Origin of the sequence: Microcoleus sp. PH2017_34_RAT_O_A, from assembly GCF_020737885.1 — a bacterium.
Taxonomy (GTDB): domain Bacteria; phylum Cyanobacteriota; class Cyanobacteriia; order Cyanobacteriales; family Microcoleaceae; genus Microcoleus.
Genome location: NZ_JAEQDD010000088.1, coordinates 1 through 21704, shown reverse-complemented (window position 1 = coordinate 21704; position 21704 = coordinate 1). Strand labels below are relative to the sequence as shown.

The 21704-nt window shown below is 45.2% G+C and carries 19 protein-coding genes; 9 read left to right on the top strand and 10 right to left on the bottom strand.

Annotated features, from left to right (window positions below; all coding sequences use genetic code 11):
• Positions 1-217 precede the first annotated feature (217 nt).
• The 3 genes from JGK11_RS24985 to JGK11_RS24975 form a co-directional block, all read right to left on the bottom strand.
• The gene (locus JGK11_RS24985) at positions 218-1114 is read right to left on the bottom strand and encodes a CoA-binding protein (protein ID WP_293184334.1); all 897 of its coding nucleotides are present in this window, start codon (positions 1112-1114) and stop codon (positions 218-220) included.
• Between the two features lie 84 nt (positions 1115-1198).
• On the bottom strand, positions 1199-2428 hold the full coding sequence (locus JGK11_RS24980; RefSeq protein WP_293213257.1) for a succinate--CoA ligase subunit beta: 1230 nt from the start codon (positions 2426-2428) through the stop codon (positions 1199-1201).
• A 673-nt stretch (positions 2429-3101) separates the two neighbouring features.
• The gene (locus tag JGK11_RS24975) at positions 3102-4625 is read right to left on the bottom strand and encodes a glycosyltransferase family 2 protein (protein ID WP_293184329.1); all 1524 of its coding nucleotides are present in this window, start codon (positions 4623-4625) and stop codon (positions 3102-3104) included.
• A 223-nt stretch (positions 4626-4848) separates the two neighbouring features.
• Here JGK11_RS24975 and JGK11_RS24970 point away from each other — a divergent pair, with 223 nt between their 5' ends.
• The 8 genes from JGK11_RS24970 (at position 4849) to JGK11_RS24935 (ending at position 10973) form a co-directional block, all read left to right on the top strand.
• A complete protein-coding gene (locus JGK11_RS24970) occupies positions 4849-5052 on the top strand; it encodes a hypothetical protein (protein WP_293184326.1) in 204 nt (67 codons plus the stop codon).
• A 100-nt stretch (positions 5053-5152) separates the two neighbouring features.
• On the top strand, positions 5153-5527 hold the full coding sequence (gene ebsA / locus JGK11_RS24965) for a type IV pilus biogenesis protein EbsA (RefSeq protein WP_293184323.1): 375 nt from the start codon (positions 5153-5155) through the stop codon (positions 5525-5527).
• 1217 nt (positions 5528-6744) lie between these two features.
• Positions 6745-7842 carry a phosphotransacetylase family protein gene (locus JGK11_RS24960; protein ID WP_293184320.1) on the top strand — a complete coding sequence of 366 codons (1098 nt, stop codon included), beginning with the start codon at positions 6745-6747 and terminating at the stop codon, positions 7840-7842.
• A 314-nt stretch (positions 7843-8156) separates the two neighbouring features.
• Positions 8157-8660, top strand: coding sequence for a DNA recombination-mediator protein A (locus JGK11_RS24955; RefSeq protein ID WP_293131869.1), 504 nt, complete (start codon positions 8157-8159; stop codon positions 8658-8660).
• Between the two features lie 15 nt (positions 8661-8675).
• Complete coding sequence (locus JGK11_RS24950) at positions 8676-9092, top strand: MAPEG family protein (protein WP_293184317.1); 417 nt, start codon at positions 8676-8678, stop codon at positions 9090-9092.
• Positions 9093-9314: 222 nt separating this feature from the next.
• Positions 9315-9806: a YajQ family cyclic di-GMP-binding protein gene (locus JGK11_RS24945; protein WP_293184314.1), complete on the top strand. Its 492-nt coding sequence runs from the start codon at positions 9315-9317 to the stop codon at positions 9804-9806.
• 4 nt (positions 9807-9810) lie between these two features.
• A complete protein-coding gene (locus JGK11_RS24940; protein WP_293213255.1) occupies positions 9811-10791 on the top strand; it encodes an SGNH/GDSL hydrolase family protein in 981 nt (326 codons plus the stop codon).
• Positions 10792-10808: 17 nt separating this feature from the next.
• Positions 10809-10973, top strand: a complete 165-nt coding sequence (locus JGK11_RS24935; protein WP_293213253.1) for a hypothetical protein — start codon at positions 10809-10811, stop codon at positions 10971-10973.
• A 70-nt stretch (positions 10974-11043) separates the two neighbouring features.
• Here JGK11_RS24935 and JGK11_RS24930 read toward each other — a convergent pair whose 3' ends face one another.
• Both JGK11_RS24930 and JGK11_RS24925 read right to left on the bottom strand, forming a co-directional pair.
• Positions 11044-12708: a mucoidy inhibitor MuiA family protein gene (locus tag JGK11_RS24930; protein ID WP_293208023.1), complete on the bottom strand. Its 1665-nt coding sequence runs from the start codon at positions 12706-12708 to the stop codon at positions 11044-11046.
• Between the two features lie 425 nt (positions 12709-13133).
• Positions 13134-14570, bottom strand: a complete 1437-nt coding sequence (locus JGK11_RS24925; RefSeq protein WP_293184306.1) for an alpha/beta hydrolase — start codon at positions 14568-14570, stop codon at positions 13134-13136.
• Between the two features lie 294 nt (positions 14571-14864).
• On the opposite strand from JGK11_RS24925, the gene JGK11_RS24920 reads away from it, so the two are divergent.
• Positions 14865-15047, top strand: a complete 183-nt coding sequence (locus JGK11_RS24920; protein WP_293196139.1) for a hypothetical protein — start codon at positions 14865-14867, stop codon at positions 15045-15047.
• Between the two features lie 203 nt (positions 15048-15250).
• Here JGK11_RS24920 and JGK11_RS24915 read toward each other — a convergent pair whose 3' ends face one another.
• The 5 genes from JGK11_RS24915 to JGK11_RS24895 form a co-directional block, all read right to left on the bottom strand.
• Positions 15251-16141 carry a methylenetetrahydrofolate reductase gene (locus tag JGK11_RS24915; RefSeq protein ID WP_293184303.1) on the bottom strand — a complete coding sequence of 297 codons (891 nt, stop codon included), beginning with the start codon at positions 16139-16141 and terminating at the stop codon, positions 15251-15253.
• A gap of 186 nt (positions 16142-16327) precedes the next feature.
• A complete protein-coding gene (gene trpS, locus JGK11_RS24910) occupies positions 16328-17338 on the bottom strand; it encodes a tryptophan--tRNA ligase (protein WP_293213251.1) in 1011 nt (336 codons plus the stop codon).
• A gap of 254 nt (positions 17339-17592) precedes the next feature.
• Entirely contained in the window at positions 17593-18999 is a 1407-nt protein-coding gene (locus tag JGK11_RS24905) for a hypothetical protein (RefSeq protein WP_293213249.1), read from the bottom strand.
• A 16-nt stretch (positions 19000-19015) separates the two neighbouring features.
• Positions 19016-19333, bottom strand: a complete 318-nt coding sequence (locus JGK11_RS24900; RefSeq protein WP_293184294.1) for a hypothetical protein — start codon at positions 19331-19333, stop codon at positions 19016-19018.
• A gap of 195 nt (positions 19334-19528) precedes the next feature.
• A partial coding sequence (locus JGK11_RS24895) for a CHAT domain-containing protein (RefSeq protein WP_293203140.1) occupies positions 19529-21704 on the bottom strand: 2176 nt, incomplete at its 5' end.

Genomic DNA, 21704 nt, shown 5'->3' with positions numbered 1-21704 from the left:
AACTTACAGTTTTTATTGTTCTTGTGGGATGGGCGTCCCGCCCGTCCCGAAAAGACGGGCGGGACGCCCATCCCACAAACTTGTGTAAGTTATTAAATTGTCGTTCCTAAGAAGCGCGGACTAAACTCCGAACGATCAAACTAAGAAGCGCGGACTAAAGTCCTTACTACAAACCAAAAAACGCGGACTAAAGTCCTTACTACAAACCAAGAAGCAATTAATTTTTCTTGAGCAACTTCTTGAGCAACTTGGGAACCTCCGAAGGCCGAGCAGCTACGGGTATTTCCGCCTCTTCAAAGGCAGCCATTTTGTTCTCTACCGTAACACCAAAGGCTTTCTGGGCAGCAGCCCGAGAACTGATCAGGATGCCGGCATGGCCCAAGGACGGGCCCTTGGGAACGTAGCGGCCTGCCAAATAAGCAACCACAGGTTTGTCGATCGCCGAAGCGATGTAAGAAGCAGCAGCTTGTTCGCTCCAACCGCCAACTTCCCCAATTAAAACCATCGCCTCCGTACTGTCATCTTCGTCCAAAAGTTGCAGCCACTGCATAAAAGAAGAACCCACAATCGCGTCGCAGCCAATACAAACCGCCATCGACTGTCCCAAACCTGCCTCAGTCAGTTCGAGAGCAACTTCGTAAGTCAAAGTGCTGCTGCGGCTGATTACCCCGATCGAACCCGGAGTGTAGAATTCCTTGGGGTGAGTTCCCAGCAGCAGTTTGTCAGGGACAATAATCCCCGGACTGTTGGGCCCGATCACTAAAGTTTCTGTGGCCTCTGCCTTTCTGACTAAGCGCACCATATCCAGAGGAGGCACTCCCTCAGTGACGATCGCGATTTGCCTAATTCCGGCGGCGATCGCTTCTAGAGCCGCATCCAGCACCCAGTAAGCCTCTACCAAAATTACCGTAGTGTCAACATGACCCACTGCCGCCACAGCTTCTTCTACCAAATCAAAAATAGGAATTCCCTCCAACTCCTGCCCTCCCCTACCGGGACTGACACCGGCGACTACATTAGTGCCGTATGCCTTCATCATCAGGGCGGCGCGCGTTGAGGCGGGAGATTCTGTAATGCCCTGTACTAGGACTTTGCTTTCAGGAGTTAAATTCATTTTTTCCTAGTTAAAACTCGATCTTTCAAAAGCAGAAGGCTTTCATATGTTGTCCAGAGTTCTCGTTTTGCCGATCGACTGTCGCTACTTGGCAGATGATACAGCTTGAGCCGCAGCTTCATCTAAAGTGCTAGCTAGCTGCACGGGCAACTGTCCGAAACGCTTTTTAACAGCATCAGCATCGAGCTCTACCAGGCGCAGCACAACTTGAATGTGCCGGTTGGCGCGAGCTTTTCGTTCCAAATAGCCCGCTATGGCGGTGATGATTTCCTCACTCTTGGAAGCACTGTCCAAAATATTTACAAGTATCACCTTAACGCTTTTATCCTGAGCGACCAACTCCAGACCCAACTCGGTGCGATCGCGCAGGGCATTTACTGCATCGTAACGATCTAAAGAACCCAGGTTGACAAAATTAGCCGGTTTTCCTCGTTGGTGAGCTACAGCATCCAGAGTTGCCATTGTCAGGCCCACTCCGTTGCACAAAATCCCGACATTCCCGTCTAGTTCCACTAATTCCAGAGATGCGGAATTCGAGATTGGGGATTGAGGTTTGGAGTCAAACTGATCCGGCGACTGCTGCGACTTTGAGTTGGAATTCCGGCGATCGCCCCCATAGGCATTTCTGCTGTCCCCTCCCAACCCGCTGAAGAGCTTTTTACCCGAGAGTGCTGCCAAGTCTGGATGCCGCCCCAAGGCATCGTCGTTGGCGCTGACTTTACCGTCTAAAGCCATTAACTCTCCTGTTGGACTGATGCCGAGAGGATTGATTTCTACTAAATCTAAATCCTTTTGGACAAACAGCCGATACATTTTCTCGACAATAGTGCTGACAGATTGAATCAAATCTCCCTGCAATCCCATTTTCAGCATCAGACGCCTCGCGTAGAAAGGCGAAAATTCCTGATCTACGGCAACTTGCTGCATTTGGTCGATCGACCCTTCGACATCCATACCTCCTTGTCTGGAGCCCAGAAGTACCGGGCGGCGGGCGATCGGGTCTAGGAGTACGGCTAAGTACAATTCTTGGTCAGCGTTGTACTTTGCTTCTGCTAACAGGACTTGCGGATATTCATCCTCGATCGGCAAATTAAAAATTGTTTGAGCCGCAGCAACTGCGTCGATCGTATTTTCCACAAATTTAATGCCACCCGCCCGGCCTCGTCCCCCAGCCCGCACTTGCGACTTCAGGACAACTGGGTAAGGAATTTTCAGCCCTTTGAGATCGGCGGGTTTGTCAATCCGCTGCGACGGCAAAATCGGAATTGCCATCTGACGAAATAAAGATTTGGCTTGGTACTCTAACAAATCCATTTTTAATAACGGGTGACGGGTATTTGGCAACAAGCAATTCGTCGTTTTTGGCAATTCATTATTAATAGATAATAATTGGCTTTATGTCAAGTTAAAAATTAAAAGTTATGGTTTTTATCTCTTTTGATTCTCAACTTTGTATATTGCCGATTACTTATGTAGTATTCCTGGCATATCACTTGTTACCAGAAAGATTCGCGGACGTTGTTGGGAAGAAGGCCCTATACGTCTGGGTGGTTTATAAGCTGTCAATTATACCTCATCTTTTTGAGAAAGGCTATATCACTTATTACGCTATTTTGTACTTTTTGTTTTGCGATCGACAATTGCAAGATTTGACTAGCTTGGGCGGGACAGAGTAGGGAGATGGTTAGTAGTTGTTTTTTCTTCGGAGTTTTGGCAATACTGTTTCCAGATATTTCTGGGAGCTAATTATCAATTGATTACAAGTAAATTAATCTAATCAAGCATCAAATACGACTTGCTTTTAAGCTTGTCATGTGTATTTTATCCCTTTTCCTCAATAACTAATAACTCCTTCCCAATAACTAATGACTCCTTCCCAATAAATAATGACTAATGACTTCTTCCTTCTGTCAACTGTCAACTGTCAACTGTCAACTTTCAACTTTCAACTTTCAACTGCCAACTGTCAACTTTCAACTGCCAACTGTCAACTGTCAACTGTCAACTTAGCAGTGCCTTGATGAACAGTTTTAACCCATTTCAGCCGCTTGGGACGCACCGAAATCCGAGCCGTCACAATCCCTACCAGCAGCCAGTGCAACATATACACAGTACCCCGCAGCGTTTGCAGCAAGGTGACAAAAACTCTTTTAATGTCAAATTTAGTCTCTTTGCGAGTGCGGCGCAAACCGACAAACATTCCCACCACTGACAAGGTAAGAGTCATTACAGTTATGGGACTGGCGATCGGCATCCGGCGCAGCGCAATTGACATCAAAAAGTCAGGCAGCGCTACTGTCGGCAAGAAATATTGAGATACCCAAAATCCAAATAAATCCCAAGTTTTCCCAGTTCCCATCCGGTTCCGCAAAATTAGCTGCCAGTAGTCAAGATAACGCTGATAGCCACCTTCTGCCCACCGATTGCGCTGGTGCCACAGGGCGCGAGCGTTGGTAACTCCTTCTTCTGACACGGCTGGGAAAGCCAGAAATTCAATGTCCCACTGGTCTAGGTGGAGCCTCACGGTCAAATCCAGGTCGTCGGTAATGGTTTCCTCGTTCCAGCCGCCACAGCTTTCTAAGGCAGTGCGGCGCATGAATTGGCCGTTACCGCGCAATTCTCCAATGCCGCCGATCGCAATCCGTTGCTGCTGGAAAAAACTGTCGAGAGCCATTTCTGCTTCTTGGCCGCGAGTCCACACATTTACTGCTGCATTGGCGATCGCCTTTCTGACTTGCACCGCCCCTACCTTTTGTCTCTCGAACACCGGCAGCACCCGGCGCAGCAAATCCGGCGTTACCGTCGCGTCGGCGTCAAATATTCCCACAAATTCCCCGCGAGTCAGCGGCAAAACTTCATTCAGGGCTCCCGACTTGCCACCGCTGGCATTTGCTCCTCTGCTAAATACTTTGAGCTGCGGGTACTGTTTGGTTAGCTGTTCCAATACTAGCGCCGTGCCGTCGCTGCTGCGATCGTCGATCGCCCAAACTTCGTAACGGTCGATCGGGTAATCTAGATTGCAGATTGATTGTACGAATCGGGCAATCACCGCTTCCTCATTTTTCGCTGCCACCAGCAGCGACACGTAGGGCCAATCCTCTCGATTTTCATCGGCCAGAGGCGGCAGTGCGGGCTTGGGATGGGCAAACAACACTCGAAATGCTTGCATCCACAGCAGTCCCGTCAAACCCCACACTACCCACGCACCCCAAGAAATCAAGTGTAGGGCGATCGTGCCACCCCAAATCGCAGTCAGCAACGCGGCGGCTTTTCCCCGCCGTCCCCGGTACAGATTTTGAGGAAAAGAGGGAGATCCCGGCACAGACACCGCCACCGGGAGCTCTGATGAAGTTTCCGCGTCAAACACCCTGTCGCCAATGTCTGGGATGCCAAATATTTTGCCGAGCTTGGAGTTCGAGGTCAAACTCTTGAGCTCTTCTTGAGCTAGATCGGGGATGTCCAACTTAAGCTCGCTGCGAGTGTCGTTTTCCGGCCAAGAACTCTCCTGCATAAGTTACTTGATTCAACCACCAATAGTTTTTGATTTTAGAGATAAGTATCCACTGTACCAGTTTCTGGGCTTTTGTCGAAAGCTGACCAAGAATTGATTGATGGTACCCGCCACGTGATTTATCCGTGGAATCAATCCCAAATCGAAAATCGAAAATCCTCTTTTCCCCCGAATTTATCCGTGGGGTGGCCTCTAAAATCTAAAATCTAAAATCTAAAATCGATTGACCGGAGCTCGTTTGTGCGCGATCGCCCAAGAGTACGGCACTGCTAAACTGGAATTGCATAGAGTATTGGGGATGATTCATCCAAAAACGGATACCAGCCAGCGACTTAAGTCATTCGCCACGCCAAATTTTAGACTCCTGTTCAAACTCGCCACTTCAGCAGATTCATCTGTTCTTGTAAATCTAAAATCTAAAATCTAAAATCCCCAAATCCAAAATAGACTGAGTTTTGCTTGCGATCGACCAGGAATATCTGCTAGTTTTTGCAGATGATCTCAACCCACTGTCAGGATGCGGAAATATGTCTCTTCCTCAACTGAAACCAGCCGACGACAAAGAAGTGAAAGTCTACGCGCCTTTCTATCAAGAGCCCAGGCGCAAGTTCTTGCCCCACGCTATTGGCCTCTACAAGCTCAAAAGCTTGGAGGGGGCAAGAAAAATTGACGGCGGCGAAGATATACCCTTTGTCGCTAGTTGGAATATCTCGTCGCTGCCGATGGATTTGACCCGCTGTCGGGTGTTGTTTGACGGTAATGCTGAACTCAGCTACGAAGTGACTATGCAAAGTTCTGAGTTTGTCAGTTGTTTAATTGAGGTACTCCTAACTTTTCAGCGGACTCGTACCGTCGATTTTTCTAAAACGTTTTACCGCAAGCTGATGCGTATGGATGACTAATTTTCACCGCACCCGCGCTCCCAAAAGTTTGTAATTGATTGCGGCCCTAAAATGCGCGCTAATAATGTAATGCCATCGGGACGGCGAGATTATATTATTGGTGCGCTATTTCTATTTTGAGGAGTTACGCGCTTGCGACAAGAGTGAAACTCGGTTTCTACGAGATTTTGTGTTTAGGATCGCGAATTAAATAACTTACAATTTTAATTGTTATGGTGGGATGGGCGTCCCGCCCATCCCACTTTCAAGAGTGGAAGTTATTTAATTTTCATTCCTTAGTAACGAGAAATCTACGAATAAACCGAGTTTCTCGCCTCCCATGCGCAAGCCTTGTATTTCAGAAGGCGCAATACTATAGCCCAATACTGTTCACTTAAGACAGATCCCCCCTAACCCCCCTTCCCAAGGGGAGTAGGGGGTGGGACAAGAAAGCTCTTAAAGTCCCCCTTCTTAAGGGGGATTTAGGGGGATATCCGGGGCATAAAAAGTGTTAAGTGAACCGTATTGTACTATAGCCTTGCTCAACAACAGCGATCGACGCTTGAATTTTTCGTAATTGGTAACTTAGGAATGAGAATTAAATAACTTACAATTTTTATTATTCTTGTGGAATGGGCGTCCCGCCCGTTCAGAAAGGACGGGCGGGACGCCCATTCCACAAATATGTGTAAATTATTTAATTTGCGCTCCTTAGTCCTGGACGTAGGTGTTGGCAGAAACCGGGCTTTTTTACGAAAATACTAGCCCAAAAAACTCACATTTTGTGAAAAACCCAGTTTCTTGAGGTTTGTTTGTAAGCCATGTAATTAAGGATCCCGTGTACCTTACGGAAATTGAGAATCGCTATAACTGAGTTATTGCATCATTAGACAAGAGTGCAAAAATTGCTTTCCTATATTGAAAGGCCTCTGCGTCTATTATATACGTTGCATCTGCCTTGATCGATAGGTTTATTTATCACTCAAATATTTATTATAAAATTATTATTTTTAAATGCTGTTGACAAATAGTTCTTAACAACCGAAAATCGAAAAAACATGAAAATAAAGATGTAAAAAAAGCTAACAAAAGGGTGGCGAACAAATGAATAAAAGTTCCCCTCAAAAAAACGCTCTGCACAAAAGTGACAAAATCGAGTATAATCATATTGCGAAATTGACTCGCAGTGCGAAAATACTGTTGAATAAACTAAATTTATTTAAATAGACAGGTGCAAATTGAGGAGAGAAGGCGTACCCAAATTGACTAAATATTTGCTGATCGGTTCGACAAAAGCTTACAGCGGCAAGTCCGCGATCGCCCTGGGGATGGCGCTGGCACTCCGGGAACAAGGAATGGCAATCGCCTACGGCAAACCGCTGGGAACCTGTTTCAGCTCGGAGGGAGCTGGAGTGGCGGAGGAAGATGTGCGGTTCGCGGTAGAGACGCTTAAACTCTCAGAAAGTCAGATGCCGTCAACACTGCTGTATTTGGACGAAGAGACGGTTCACAAGCGTTTGCGCCAAGAAGACAAGACAGATTACCGCCAGTCTCTGGCGCAATATTTGCAAAATCCCAGCGGAGACTTGGTGCTGTTAGAAGGCCCTGCTAATTTGGAGGAAGGCAGTCTGTTTGACTTGTCTTTGTCTCAAATCGCTGATGCCATTGATGCCTCTGTGCTGCTGGTAGTGCGCCCGATCGATCTTTATATAGACGATTTGCTGTCAGCGAAGCGGCGCTTGGGCTCGCGCTTGATAGGCGTCGTGCTCAACGATGTTCCCTCCGACAAACTTGAATCCGTAACTGCGACTGTGCGCCCTTTTCTGGAAGCTAGCGGTATTCCAGTTTTGGGAATGCTGCCGAGAAGCGCTTTGCTGCGGAGTGTCAGCGTCAAAGAATTAGTCCACCAATTGAAAGCTGATGTTCTCTGCCGTCGAGACCGCTTGGATTTGATGGTGGAAACCTTGACAATTGGTGCGATGAATGTTAGCTCAGCTATGAAGTATTTCCGCAAAGCCAGAAATATGGCGGTAGTCACCGGGGGCGATCGCACGGACATTCAGCTCGCGGCTCTGGAAAGCTCGACTCAGTGCTTAATTCTCACAGGCCACTTGCCTCCTTCTCCCTTGGTAATCGGCAGAGCAGAAGAAATGGAAATTCCAGTTTTATCTGTTGATTTGGATACCTTAACCACGGTGGAAATTATCGACAGCACCTTTGGCAGCGTGCGCCTGCACGAACGCATCAAGGTGGAATGCGTTACTCAGCTAATGGCAGAACACTTTGACCTTAAGGCCATGATGGCATCATTGGGTTTGGGCGATCGAGTTCATTAACAAGGCCACCGGATCTGAAGGTATTCGGCAGCGGGAACTGGGCGAACAACATATTCGGCAGAGGCAAGAAGGCAGAGAGGATTTTTGGTTTAAAAAATAAAAACTCAAAATTCTTAAATCCTCAATTTTTATTGAATCGTACCTTCTGCTCTGGCTGCCGAATGCTTTTAGACATTCTGCCTTCTGGGTTCCTCAAATCTCCCGCTCCTCTAGTCAGATACCGTTAATCAGCAATTCTTAACTTCTTTTTGGTGGCAATTGCTAGTTAGTCTGCTAGAATCCACAACGTAGTTTTATTTAATTTAATAAATTCTTTGAGTCAATCAATTGAGCTACCCAGAGTTGATGATTTTTTACAAGAACTTGCGGCGATCCAGCAAACAAGCTCCAAGCGGGTTGCTCTTTTGGGTTCTCGCCACGTTCCTATTACCCACCAGCAGCTAATTGAGATGCTGAGCTACGCCTTAGTTCTGGGAGGCAACCAGCTCATCACATCCGGGGCTACAGGCACCAATTCAGCCGCAATTCGGGGGGCAATGCGAGCAGATCCTAATCTGCTGACGGTGATTTTGCCGCAAAGCATGAGCCGCCAGCCTCGGGAGTCCCGCGAGCAGCTCGAACAAGTCATACATTTGGTAGAAAATCCCAAAAATGACAGCTTGTCTCTCCCGGAAGCCAGCGCCATGTGCAATCAGGAGATTATTTCTCGCTGTCAGCAACTGATCTGTTTTGCTTTTCACGAAAGCCACACTTTGCTGAAAACTTGCCAGGATGCGGAGGAACAGCGCAAAGTTGTTACTCTGTTCTATTTTGATTGAAATGCGAGGTGGATAATGCTGTTGGGATTGCCTGTGTCGGTTATTCTGCTTGATTCTGTTGCTGCTGCTGCTGCGCTGGTTTACGCACCGTTTTTGGTGGTTGCCCTTGCTCGGTTGCAGCTAGGCTATGACCAAGCAGCACCTCGCGCTATGTTTGATAGGTTGCCCGGTTACGCTCAGCGGGCAACTTGGGCTCACCAAAATTCGTTTGAGACGTTTATGCTGTTTTCAGCGGCGGCTTTGATGGCTTTTGTGACAGGAATAGATTCGGAGGCGGCGGGCTGGGCTGGAATCGCTTTTCCTGTAGCCCGATTGTTGTTTTCGGTTTTCTATATTCTGAATGTGCCTCTGGGGCGATCGCTCATGTTTGCGATTAGTTCTACTTGCACTTTCTCTTTATTCTATTTCAGTTTGATGGCTGTTAATGGGTAATTGTCAGTTGTCAGTTGTTAGTTGTTAGTTGTTAGTTGTTAGTTGTTAGTTGTTAGTTGTCATTAGTTGAGAGACGCTTAATTAATGACTAATTACCAACTACGAACTACTAACTACCAACCACCCATTCCCCATTCCCCATTCCCCATTCCCCATTCCCCAATGCCCTGCGCGGGCCAATGACCTGCGCGGGCCAATTACCAATTTACCAATTACTAATTTATGGCTGCTAATTATTCATTTGATATTGTCAGCGAGTTCGACAGGCAAGAATTAGTTAACGCCGTTGACCAAACAGTGCGGGAAATTCAAAGCCGCTACGACTTGAAAGATACCAAAACCACCGTGGAATTGGGCGCAGAATCGATTACTGTCAATACGGACAGCGAATTTACTCTCGATGCCATTCACACTGTTTTGCAAACAAAAGCCGCTAAGCGGAATTTATCTCTGAAAATTTTTGATTACGGCAAAATTGAAGCTGCTAGTGGTACTAGAGTACGCCAAGAAATCAAACTCAAAAAAGGGATTGATCAGGAAATTGCCAAAAAAATCACTAAATTAATTCGAGATGAATTTAAAAAAATTCAAGGCTCGATTCAAGGTGATGCAGTCCGCGTTTCTGCCAAGGATAAGGATGATTTGCAGTTGGTAATTCAACGCTTGAAGCAAGAAGATTATCCGATGGCTTTGCAGTTTACCAATTACAGGTAGGTTTGTGAAAGCTAGGTATTGGATGCCCGGTTGTGCGATCGCATCTTTGAGCGCGATAGAACTTGCGTTGCGCTTGCTGGGATTCGGAAATCCTGCTTTGCTGCAAGCTGATGCTGAGGTTGGGTATATATTTGCACCAAATCAACTTGTATATCGTTTTGGCAATAGACTTCAGTACAATCAATTTTCTCAACGGTCTGAACAAATCGATTCAGCCAAGCCTGAAGGTACTATCAGAATTTTGATGACAGGAGACTCGGTTCTCAATGGCAATAATAGCACGGATCAGGCAGAAACTATTACAGAATTGTTGGCAGCGCGTTTGTTGGGCATCAAAAAGCAGGTTCAGGTGCTAAATGCTTCTGCGGGATCTTGGGGAATTGGCAATCAATTGGGATATATTCGGAAGTTTGGCACTTTTGAAAGCGATGCTGTGATTTTGCAAATTGGTACTCACGATTTGCTACAACCTTCAAGTACCAGCGCGGGACTCAAAAATAACCCCCTGATGCCGAATCGCCAACCGTTATTGGCAATTCAAGAAGTGTTTGACAGATACGTTATGCCCCGATTTTCCAGTGTTTTTGTGCCGAATTCCCCTGTGGGGGGTGTGCCGGTGCCGGAAACGCAACGGTTTAGGGAAAATATGCAGCGATTTGAGCAAATAGTGGCTTTGGTGCGAGAGTCGAATATTCCGTTGTTTGTGTTGTATACTTGCGATCGCTCCGATTTACTGCCGATCGCGAATCAGCCGAGGTTTAAATCCCAGTTTGTCGATCGGCTAAAAGCTTTGAAAATTCCACTCATAGACACTCACGCAGCCTGGTCAAAATTGCCGAAAACCACGGTAGAAAGTTATTTTCGGGATGGCGTACACCCCACAGCCCCAGCTTATGAATCAATCGCAGATTTATTGTTTCAGCAGTTGTGTACTGAGAAAAAATTAGCTGCTTGCTCATTAACCAATACCAATTCTGAAAAATAGTGCTACAGCAATCCTAAATGATTCACAAAATTTGTAGGGGTAGTGCCAAGAAAGCCTACCCCATATCTATCGGGCGATCGGGCGTGGGATTGCCCTTACAAGACTATGGAAGAGTGTTGCATCATTTTTTTAAATTAGTATTAATCTCAGCCGTTTCCGTACAAATGCTCGCTTTTAACTGATATTTAGCAATATTTTGCATAATTGATATAAGCTGTAGCTGGCGCTACAGCTTGAGAGTGTAAATCCTAATTAAATATCTAAACCGATGACTGTTAACTCGGGAGGATGTTCGACCACAAACTGGTAATATAACTCTTGCTTGGCTTGCGGTGGCATAGAGATTATCCATTCCAAGAGTCCCATTTCACCTGCTACTATCTTCGGATTAGTCTGAGTCAACCGCACTTTTATTTGCTCCTTTCGAGTGACTGGAAGTTGCTCTTTTAGTGTCAACTTAGCAGGCACTTGGTGCAAGTTGGTCAAAATTAACCGATAGGCGTAAGTCGTGCGCCGCTGATTGCCGATCAGTTTTTTATCGACTTGTCTTTCCACTAATTCTCGCTCTATTTTTAAGCCTTCATCTATTCCTAAATTAAGCTTAAATTCTTCGCCAGGGGAAACATTTTCTAACTGCACATTACCGACAAAAGTATTGTCGCGAAAGATATTGGCTTTACCGGGCAGCAGAGTTGCACCTGTCGTCGGATTGGTGACAATTGCTTGCAAATAAGCGAAACTGACTAAATGAGGAATGGCGATGTATTCAGGTTTAGAGGGATAATTATCGCTGAAAATAGTGACTTTGTGCGGTGTGCCGTCGCTGGGAATATTGGTATTTCCTCCGACTTGAAATGAAACGGTGCTGCCTTCTTTAGATACTCTTGCTGTCGCCGTTTGAGCTGCTATAGGTTCTGGTGCGGGAGCAGCACTTCGCATAGCCATCATTGCAAATTGTGGCTCGTTTTCCATCTCAAATTCCATATAATCTGTTCCTATTTCTGCATCCTCAGTCTGTACGCGTCGTGCTTTCATAAATTCTGGGGTTGGAGCAGGTTTTGGGCGAACAATATCGATAAACCAGGGTTGGAGTTTTGGTGGCAAAGTTCCCATTCCGGGTTTGGCTGTGGATAAAGTCAGCGCTACTCCCGTCCAATCTTCGCCTGTGTTTTGGTTGACTTCGGCTAGGTAATTGAGATTGATTTGGTTGTTGGTGGTATTGACTCGCAAGTCGTACAGGGGAGTCCAACGGGCTCGCGTTACTACATAGGAAACTTCTAGTTCAAAATTGCCGCTGCCGCTGGGTTCGATCGCCACAATGATGTTAAAACTTTGCTGGGAATAGGGAGTTTGTACTTGGCGCAACTGCTGGCGCAATGCTTCTATTTGCTTGTCTAAGTCTCGCTGCTGTCTTTCGTGTTGGGCGATCGCACTTATGTACTTTTTATAATTACTGCCTAAAAAATTGAGCAATTCGCCGGCTTCGTTCAAACCGATCTGCTGCTTGGAAATGCTGCTAGCAAAGGAACTGACGCTTTTTTCGCTCAAATTTTCAACAAAGTTGAGTTGAATTTTTCGGGAGGCGATTTGGTCTTTTATGGCGCGTTTTTGGGTTTCTAACTCTTGGATTTGTGCGGTTAATTCGGCGATGCGATCGCCCGTAGGTTCGCTGTGAAACAGAGTTTCGGTGTGCACTCCCAGCAATCGCACGGCGACTGTACCTGCACCGGTAGCCCTGACTGACTCGGTTTCGAGGGTTGTGGGGAGAGAGGCTACAGTTAATTCGCACTCGTTTCCCGTCAGGGCTACTGTGCCACGGCGGGTTATCAAAGCGCGATCGGTGTACACAGTAACTTCTGAAATTTGCGATTCTACTATTTTGATATTATCGCGATCGAGCAAATTTGAATCAGTCATTGCTACTAATGCCTTTACGAAACTCTTTTAATGGTTCCAATGGCGGCGCCAACAAAATGTAGCGCTTCCATAAAGATAAGTCTAACTCAGGCAGCAATTCGCTGCTAGCAATTCCCTCATCAGTAGAAACGCCCCAATAAATAGAAATATGTAACGAAAAGTAAACTTAACTAAAACCCTTTTCCGTTCTCCCTTCGGCCATCTGCCTTGTTTCCACGATAAATTTTCCTGTCTACTTACCTATAGCCTTTCTCAAAAAGGTGAGGTATGACTGACAGGTTATATAACGACTGAAACGTATAGGGCTCTCTTCCCAACAACGTACCTCATATTTTTGAGAATCGCTATATACCAATAGCAGTCCCGCTATATTTTTGGTAAGAACCAGATTAAAGTGAGAGCATCGCTTTCTTGCTCTACAAACCTTACTTTGGCTTCTCTACAAAAGTTAAAATAGAATTTTCTTTCGCTCTGTTTATTGGCATTGGTTCGCGATTCAGACGAATCTCAATAAGAGTAGTTGTAAAAGGACAGAAAAATTTAACTTTTGCATTTAGAAGATGATCTAAGTTCAATTCTGCATCCCATCTTCCATCTGACTGTTGTGGCTCGCCCTCTAGAGTAATTTTTCCACTTCCACAACCGTAATACGCCACAAGGCTAGTTCCAGATGAAACAATCAACTTCATACATAATTCAGAAAGGCTTTCCGGCTTCAGTTTACTTAAATTGACATGAAAACATCGCAAACTTTTGTCCTTAGTGTAGGTATGAACATCTAAATATGACTTGTCATCTAACCAAAATTCTTTGCCCTCTTTATCCTTCATCAAAAACTGAACATTCCAATCTGTAACTGGATCGAGACGCTCATCTACAACACGAATAATAAACTGTTGCCATTCTTCCCATTGCTCTCCTTTTGTATTTTTCATGCTCTCCATATGAGCTTGAGCCTTAGCTGTCCAGCTACCAAAACTGTCTTTATCAGAAACATCTAAAGCTTGTAGAACCAACTCAATAAAGTCTGGATTTTTTCTAGGATTATGCACAATTGTATTGTGATTGTGACCATCAATTAGCACCAGTGGAATATCAATCTGGTGTTCTGGATGTTCGTCTGGTTTGCCTCGTTCTTCTACAGGCTTGTCTTTATTTTGAGATGGATCTTGCGTCAAATCAAGAATTAATTTGCGGCTGTTAAGAGCGCAACCTGCCCATCTCACAGTACCATCAGATCCAGCAGTATTAGCTAATCCCCTCAATCCGTCATATCCCTGATTGCCACAGAAAATAAACACATAAGGCGTCTTGTTATCTTCGCCATAGTAGGGCTCATTTTTGGGTTTATTTTGGGCAGAGCCAATTAAGTCAAGATGAGCAAGATCCCAAGTGAAACGACTACCTAATTCAAGATTATCCAAAATCAGATTTCCAGCTTCGAGAAAATCAGGCCCAAGTATTTTATGTCCGGTTATAACCGAACCCAACCAACTTCTTCCTTTATGGGCTAAAGGAGAGCCAAAAGTTGCTGGTGCTAATCCAATCAAGTGTTTGAGGCGACTCCGACGATTGACATTAGCAGCATAGGCGTAAGTAGTTAACCAAGCGCGAATAACTAGCATTCCAGTTGAATGAACAATGGCATCAAATTCATCATCTTCAATATAGGAGCGAAGCACTCGGTCAAATGCTTCAGCAATATCTTTGATGGTTATCTCATTAGTAAGAGATTTATAGCTAGCTGTATGGAGGACTATAATTTCTCTGTTTTTGTAGTGAGTTTCAAGAATTTTTTCCCACTCACTAAAAGCCGTTGAATTAGCTGAGTAACCGTGTATGAGAACTATGGGGCGCGGCATAACTTAAGTCCTTAATTTGAACGTAGTTTCGACGATTATATATTAGTAGGTGAGCAACTAAGCCTTTTGGGTTAATTGTTTAATCATTCATTGTCTTTTGTACTTTTTTACAAGTTACTATTCAGAGATTTCCTAAATCAATTTGTGATTTTTTCCATAAAGAAGCTTTTTTTTTGATTGATGTACCAAATAAACAAAGCCTGAATATCTCAATCCCTTTGTTTCCAAGCATCTACAACTGTTGTAGCGATCGCACCGAGCGATCGCCCAGTCGCATTTTCGAGTGACACTCATTTGAGTGACACTCATTTGAGTGGCACTCCTAGAATTTCAGTGCTGCAAACGGGATTCTGTGAGTTGAGAGTGAGAAATGCGATCGGCTTTGTTGCAAGTAAATGGCTGGTACTACGGGTTTATTATTGTGGTGCGACTTCTGGCGGAGGGCTGCATCTGGTTTTTAAAGAGGGCGAACCGTGACCGGATATAAGTTATTAGTTATAATCTCATATTGACGGAGGTCGTGCGGGGAGCATCTCTGTTTTGCAAGAAGCATTTTTATCTTCCGTGCTGTCCCCGCTCGCGTGTAGAAGCACGCGGGGACAGCGCTGTAAATGCAAAACTGAGATGCTCCCGAACCATGACTGTCCTGTGGATTTTAAAATGCTAGCAGTAACTCAATTTTAGCTCAGCGGCTCGATACCAGCCAAATCCAATATTTGCGGAATCAAATCTTCTCGCTTGACGGCCATCATGTGCACTCCTTGACACAATTGCCGCGCTAGTTTGACTTGTTCGGCTGCAATTCTTATGCCTTCCTGCAAGGGTTGTGGGGAGTTTGCCAAACGGTCGATCGTCTCTTGCGGTATGTGAACTCCCGGTACGTATTTTTTTATAAATTCAGCATTTTTAGCTGATTTAAACAAAAAGATTCCTGCTAAAATTGGTTTGTTGCAGCCAGCAGCAATTTGCTGCATAAACTTATCTAAAACGTCAAAATCTGTAATTAATTGGCTCTGAAAAAACTGGGCTCCAGCTTCGACTTTTTTCTCAAATCGGCTTTGTAAACCCGACCAACTGGGGCATTGCGGATCGACAGCGGCACCGACAAATAAATCGGTAACTCCGTCTGTTAAAGCTTTGTCATTCCAGTCAAGGCCGCCGTTCATTTTTTGAATGACTTGTAGCAGCCGCACTGATTCTAAATCGAATACACTTTTGGCCTTTGGATGGTCGCCTGCTTTGACTGGATCGCCGGTGAGTGCCAAGATATTATGGATGCCTAAGGCGTGCGCTCCCATGAGATCGGCTTGCAGGCCTATTTGATTGCGATCGCGACAAGCAACTTGACAAATCGGCTCAATTCCCCGCTGCAATAGAATTGCGGAAACGGCTAGGGGACACATTCGCAGAACTGCGCGGCTTCCGTCTGTGATGTTAATGGCGTGCACTCTGTTTTTCAGAAGTTCAGCCATTGCCAAGGTGTGCGCCATATCGCCACCTTTGGGCGGGGCAACTTCGGCGGTAATTATGAATTCTCCGGGAGTTGTACAGGCTGTGCGAAAACGGTTCATAGTTAGTTGACAGTTGACAGTTGACAGTTGACAGTTGGCAGTTGACAGTTGTTAGTTGTTATTTGTTAGTTGTTATTTGTTATTTGTTATTTGTTATTTGTTGTTTTTGAAGTTTTGCAATAACCAATAACCAGTAACCAATAACTAATAACCCATAACCAATAACCAATAACTAATAACTACTGACTAATTAGGTAGAGAATAACCAAAAGCAGTTTTAACCTTATTCAAAGTTTGGTTGGCAATAGTTTCTGCTTGTTCTCTTCCTTGACGGAGTACAGATTCTAAATATCCCGGTTCGTCCATTATTTCTTTGTATTTATCCTGAATAGGTTTGAGGGCATTAATTGTCGTCTCTGTCAACAATGGTTTGAAATCTCCCCAACCCATATTTTCACATTCCGCTGCTACTTCTTCCTTCGATTTGCCGGAAAGCAGGAGATAAAGTGTTAGCAAATTTCTCGCTTCTGGGCGATCGCGATCGTCGAAAGTTAAGCCCCGCACGGCATCGGTTTTGCAGCGCTTGATTTTTTTGCTAATTGTATCTGGCGAATCCAACAAATTAATTCTACTTTGTTCTGAAGGGTCAGATTTTGACATTTTACGCGTACCATCTGTCAAACTCATTACCCTCGCGCCCTCAGTCCGAATTAACGGTTCGGGCAGTTTCAAAATGGGTTTTTCTGGTGTACCGAATTGGTGGTTTAATCTGATGACAATATCGCGGGTGAGTTCCAAATGCTGTTTTTGGTCTTCTCCCACAGGCACTTTGTCGGCATCGTAAAGCAAGATATCTGCTGCCATCAATACGGGATAATTCAACAAGCCGGCGTTAACATTTTCTCCTTGTTTAACTGCTTTTTCTTTAAACTGAATCATATCTTCGAGCCAGTTAATCGGCGTAATGCAGTTGAGCAGCCATGCTAGTTCTGCGTGAGCCGAGACGTGGGATTGGATGAAAATAGTACAATATTCTAAATCGATGCCGCAAGCTAAATAGAGAGCGGCGAGTGTGTAACTGTCGGAGGCTAGGGTTGCTGGATTGTGCGGTGCCGTAATTGCGTGCAAATCGACTACGCACAAGTAATTTTCGTACTGGCTTTGACCTTCTACCCAGTTGCGAATGGCACCGAGATAGTTACCGAGGTGAAGATTGCCTGTTGGCTGAACTCCTGAAAGAACGCGCTGTTTGCCCATGAGGAAAGAATAGAATTGAAGTCACATTCTCTATATTGACACGTTATTTGGATCTCAGATGCTTTTTGTTCAAATTCACTCGGCGGTTGAAACCGCGTCTACAAAAACAAAGTCCGCGCAACGCGAGACTGAAGAATTAACGGGGTATTTAAGGTGGATTGTTTTTATAAATAGGTTTAAATTCCAGTCTTAAAAAGTTCGCTGTCTACTATCAACTGTCAGGGCGGGCACGGGGGCACCGCCCCTACCAACTATCAACTGTTTTTCGGTTTAGTGAGGCACCAAGTGATGCTGGTGGCGACAAGGGCGATCGCGCAACTCAACAAAAAGGAGAATGCAAAGGGATGCAGGTGCATTACAACTGGGATGTGATGGTTTTGGACTGTCTCGAAGAGTTTGTCTGTGCCGCTGGATGCTGCGATGCCTCCGGCTGCTAAACCGACACCGATCGCCTGTACTGTGCTTTGTAGGCGATCGTCCCGATATTTCTCTTTGTCCTCGCTGTTGCGGAGTGCGAGTTGGTTGGTGCGATCGCTCCTGGCTTGTTCTATTTCTACTATGCCGCGAATTGAGGCGATCGCCTGGTCGATTAAGTTTGTCCCGTGGCGGAAATATCCTAAGTCGCCTGCTATTTGCGATCGCATATAAGGAGCCGTTTTTCTACTGAAGTTATTTAATATTGATAGTTCTTCCTTATCGGTTCCTAGTATATCACATATTTTCTGCAAAATGTCAGTGTAATTGTTAAGATTTAGGGCAATTGTATTGTCATAATCTTCGAGTTTCCGCAGCAGGCGAGTATAAGTTACAGCTTTGCTGAAGAGTTGCTTTAGCTGTTCCTGAAATTCTTGCAATTGGGCGGCAGTTAAGAGGGTTCCTCTGGAAAATTGAGCCTGCAATATCTCCACATTTTTCTCAATAATGCCGTATTCGCGATCGAGTTCGTCGTAAATCAGGCGGCTGTCTTGAAAAACTTTGATGATTTTGTTGCGGTAAAATAGTAGGTCAAATATTTCTTCCTGGCAAGTGTTAAAATTTTCGTCGGTTTGTTTGTCAACAAGCAGCCAGACAAGCAAATGGCGGTAATTCGCAATATCGATAATTGAACCGTATTCAAAAATTGGACTGCCGAATAATTTCCCGGAACAGTAGAATGGAGGTAGTGAATCGCCTTGGAATAAAGCATTGCGGCAATTATCAGCAAGAGGTTTGAGGGCATCTAAATTATCTGATGAGTTTTCGGGAAGCCATGCGGTAATCAGGAGAGTTTGACCTAAAAAGTTGTCATCGCCATCGATAAGTAAGGCTTGATTTGGGTTAAATTTCTGGATTAAATCGACATCTACATTATCAGCCGTGCCATCTTCCGGGCAACCGATGTTTAAGCAGAAAGCATAGCTATCTTTTTGAATTTGTAGCGGTTGTACAAAACCTTCTATGGGTGGATAGCTGTTGAATCCTAGGGAGACATTGGGAAGTAAATCGTTGCGGTTGCTGTGGGAATTTTGGGGAAAAACTAGATTGGGTGTTACCCTTTCATCGGTGAAGTTGGCGAGGATATTGTCGCAGTGTTTCCAGAGAGGATTATTGCTGCCCTTACTGTTTCTTTGCAGTTGGAAAGCGTATAAATAAACATTGGGGGCAGAAATTATATCACTCATGTTATTGGCGCGGTGGCTAGGATTTGGGAAGGCGTTTTTTGAGATTTTCCGGTAATTCTGGGTAGCGGTTTGATAGTCTTTCGTTTACTCCTTCTGTCTTGGTGGCTTCTGGTTTTAGTTTTCTAGCCGTTAAATTGATTTCATCTGTTATTTTAGGATAGTCTGCACACCAATTACCAATGGCATCGGCTACTTCCTTGTTGGATGAATCCGCCATCTGGGATATCGTGTTGCTGAGATTTGCTAAAGCGTCAACCGCCCCGCCTTGTTCAAATATTTCGGGTTTGGTTTCAAAGACTTTTAGGAAGCCTGCAATAAATTGTTCATCTGTCATTGCTAATTTCTCCTTTCATTATACTAAGGTCAAAGAAACCGGGTTTCTATGATAAATCTCAACGGGAACAAAAAATCTCGGAAGAAACCCGGTTTCTGATACCCACACTTATTGCCGAAAAGAAACCGGGTTTCTATGATAAATCTCAACGGGAACAAAAAATCTCCGCAGAAACCCGGTTTCTGATACCCACCCTTATTGTCCAACTGCACAGAAAGCGGCCCAGTATACGGGAGACTCATAAGGTTGATAATCTTGTTTGTAACCGCGATTGTATCTGTTTTGAATTGTCTGTTTATGTTCGTGACTCAGCAACTGCGACACTTCCACCCATTCTAGCAAACTTTTAACAGTCAAACTCCGCAGCCACAACTGAGACTCCCGCAAAGCAATCGACACAGCGGGCCGACTTTCTGAACGAAATAACTCATAAAATCTTATCATTAAAATCGCCGTAGATACATCATTGACAGCCCATAATGTGCTAATCACATTCGTGGTTCCGGCGTACAAAAAACCGCTAGTCAATCCGATATACTCATCTGTGCTATTCCTGGCATCGGTTAACCCAGTTTCGCAGGCAGAAAGGGCTACTAAACGACACTTACTTAACTGCAAATCAAAGATTTCTGTCAGAGTCAGGCATTCTGTGATGTCGTAGGTTTCGCCTCGGCGGGAACGAATGTAACGCTTTTCTTCGGAGGGAACGCCATCGCTGGCAATTTTTGCGCCGGCTAGGATTAATGCGGATTTTTCGGGATTATCAAAGTCGAAGAAGCCGTGACAGGAAAAGTGGGCGATGTCGGCATTTTGCAAGCTGGCAATTTGTTGTTGCAATCCTGCTTTACTTGCCTTTTCCCGACTCAATATTTCGGCGGGATTGAAAGATTTGGCAATGGCTTCGACTTCGATGTCGGTGAAGTCTAAATCTTCTGTGGGGTTTTGGATGGCAAAAAATTTGCTGGGTGATGTGTCTTCGGCTGTCAGATTTACCCGCTGAGATAATTGCAAAAGTTGGCAACTGGGTGTGTATCTCACGCCGCCTGGGAAAAGTTCGAGAAGACATCCAGTTTCTACGGTTTTGTCGGCTTTTTGTCGGCTGCTGGTGAGGGCGTGTAGGGGGAATAGGTGCAAGTATCGGAAGGGAACTAAGATTAATTTTTGGCAGTTTTCGGGAATATAGCGGGCGATTATTTCATTGATGTGGAGAATCTCGGCTAATTTTTCCAGGCGGGCTTCTAGTTGATTTCCCCAGTTGTCGGTTTCCTCGTCGGTGTAGTCATCGATATATTCCTGCTGAAACTCTTCTAATGCTTGCAAGCCTGCATCGGAAGATTCCCAGACATCGGGTTTGGTGGAGTCGCGGGTAATAATGAAAACTTTAAAGTTGTATCGGGTAATGTACCATTCCAAAATTGCCTCATTTTCAGCTAGCAGGCTGCGAATTTCTGCAAAACTAATCCGCTGTACTCGATCGGGGAGGCTGCGGGCTTTGTGAAACAGTTCTACGAGGTTTCGGGTTTTGCTGCGTTCGACATATTCTAGGGCGGCGGTGGAGTTTTCCATTGCTAGGCAAACTTCTACCATTACCTGATAAAGGTCATTCCATTCTTCGGCTAATTTCTGCCTGTCTGCTTCGCCGCCGATAATGATTTCACTCCGCATTAATTCGACTGTCTCGATGGCAGAGTTAAGGGTATTGTAAGCTTCTGGGAGTTGGGAATTATCCCAGTAGGCAACTCCGAGATTATATAAAGTTGTAGCATGCTCGATCGGAAAATCCTTGCGAGTGTGAACTTCTAAAGCTGCCAGATAAGCCTCGATCGCCAGTTCCAAATTCTCGGCTTTTTCCCCTCTGATTCTGTTTTGGTAGGCCATCCCCAAATTATTTTGACACGTTGCCCATTCAAAGGGAAATGCGTCGCGGGTGTAAATCTCTAAGGCTGCCTCAAAAGCTGCGATCGCCAGTTCCAAATTCTCGGCTTTTTTCCCTCTGATTCTGTTTTGGTAGGCCATCCCCAAATTATTTTGACTCCTTGCCCATTCAAAGGGAAATGCGTCGCGGGTGTAAATCTCTAAGGCTGCCTCAAAAGCTGCGATCGCCAGTTCCAAATTCTCGGCTTTCTCCCCTCTGATTCTATAGAGGTAGGCAGTCGCCAAATTATTTTGACTCCTTGCCCAGTCTTCGGGAAATGCGTCGCGGGTCCAAATTTCCAAGGATGCCTCAAAAGCTGCGATCGCGGCTTCGAGATTCTCTGCTTTTTCCCCTCTAATTCTGTAGAGGTAGGCATTCGCCAAATTATTTTGACTCCTTGCCCAGTCTTCGGGAAATGCGTCGCGGGTGTAAATCTCCAAGGATGCCAGATAAGCT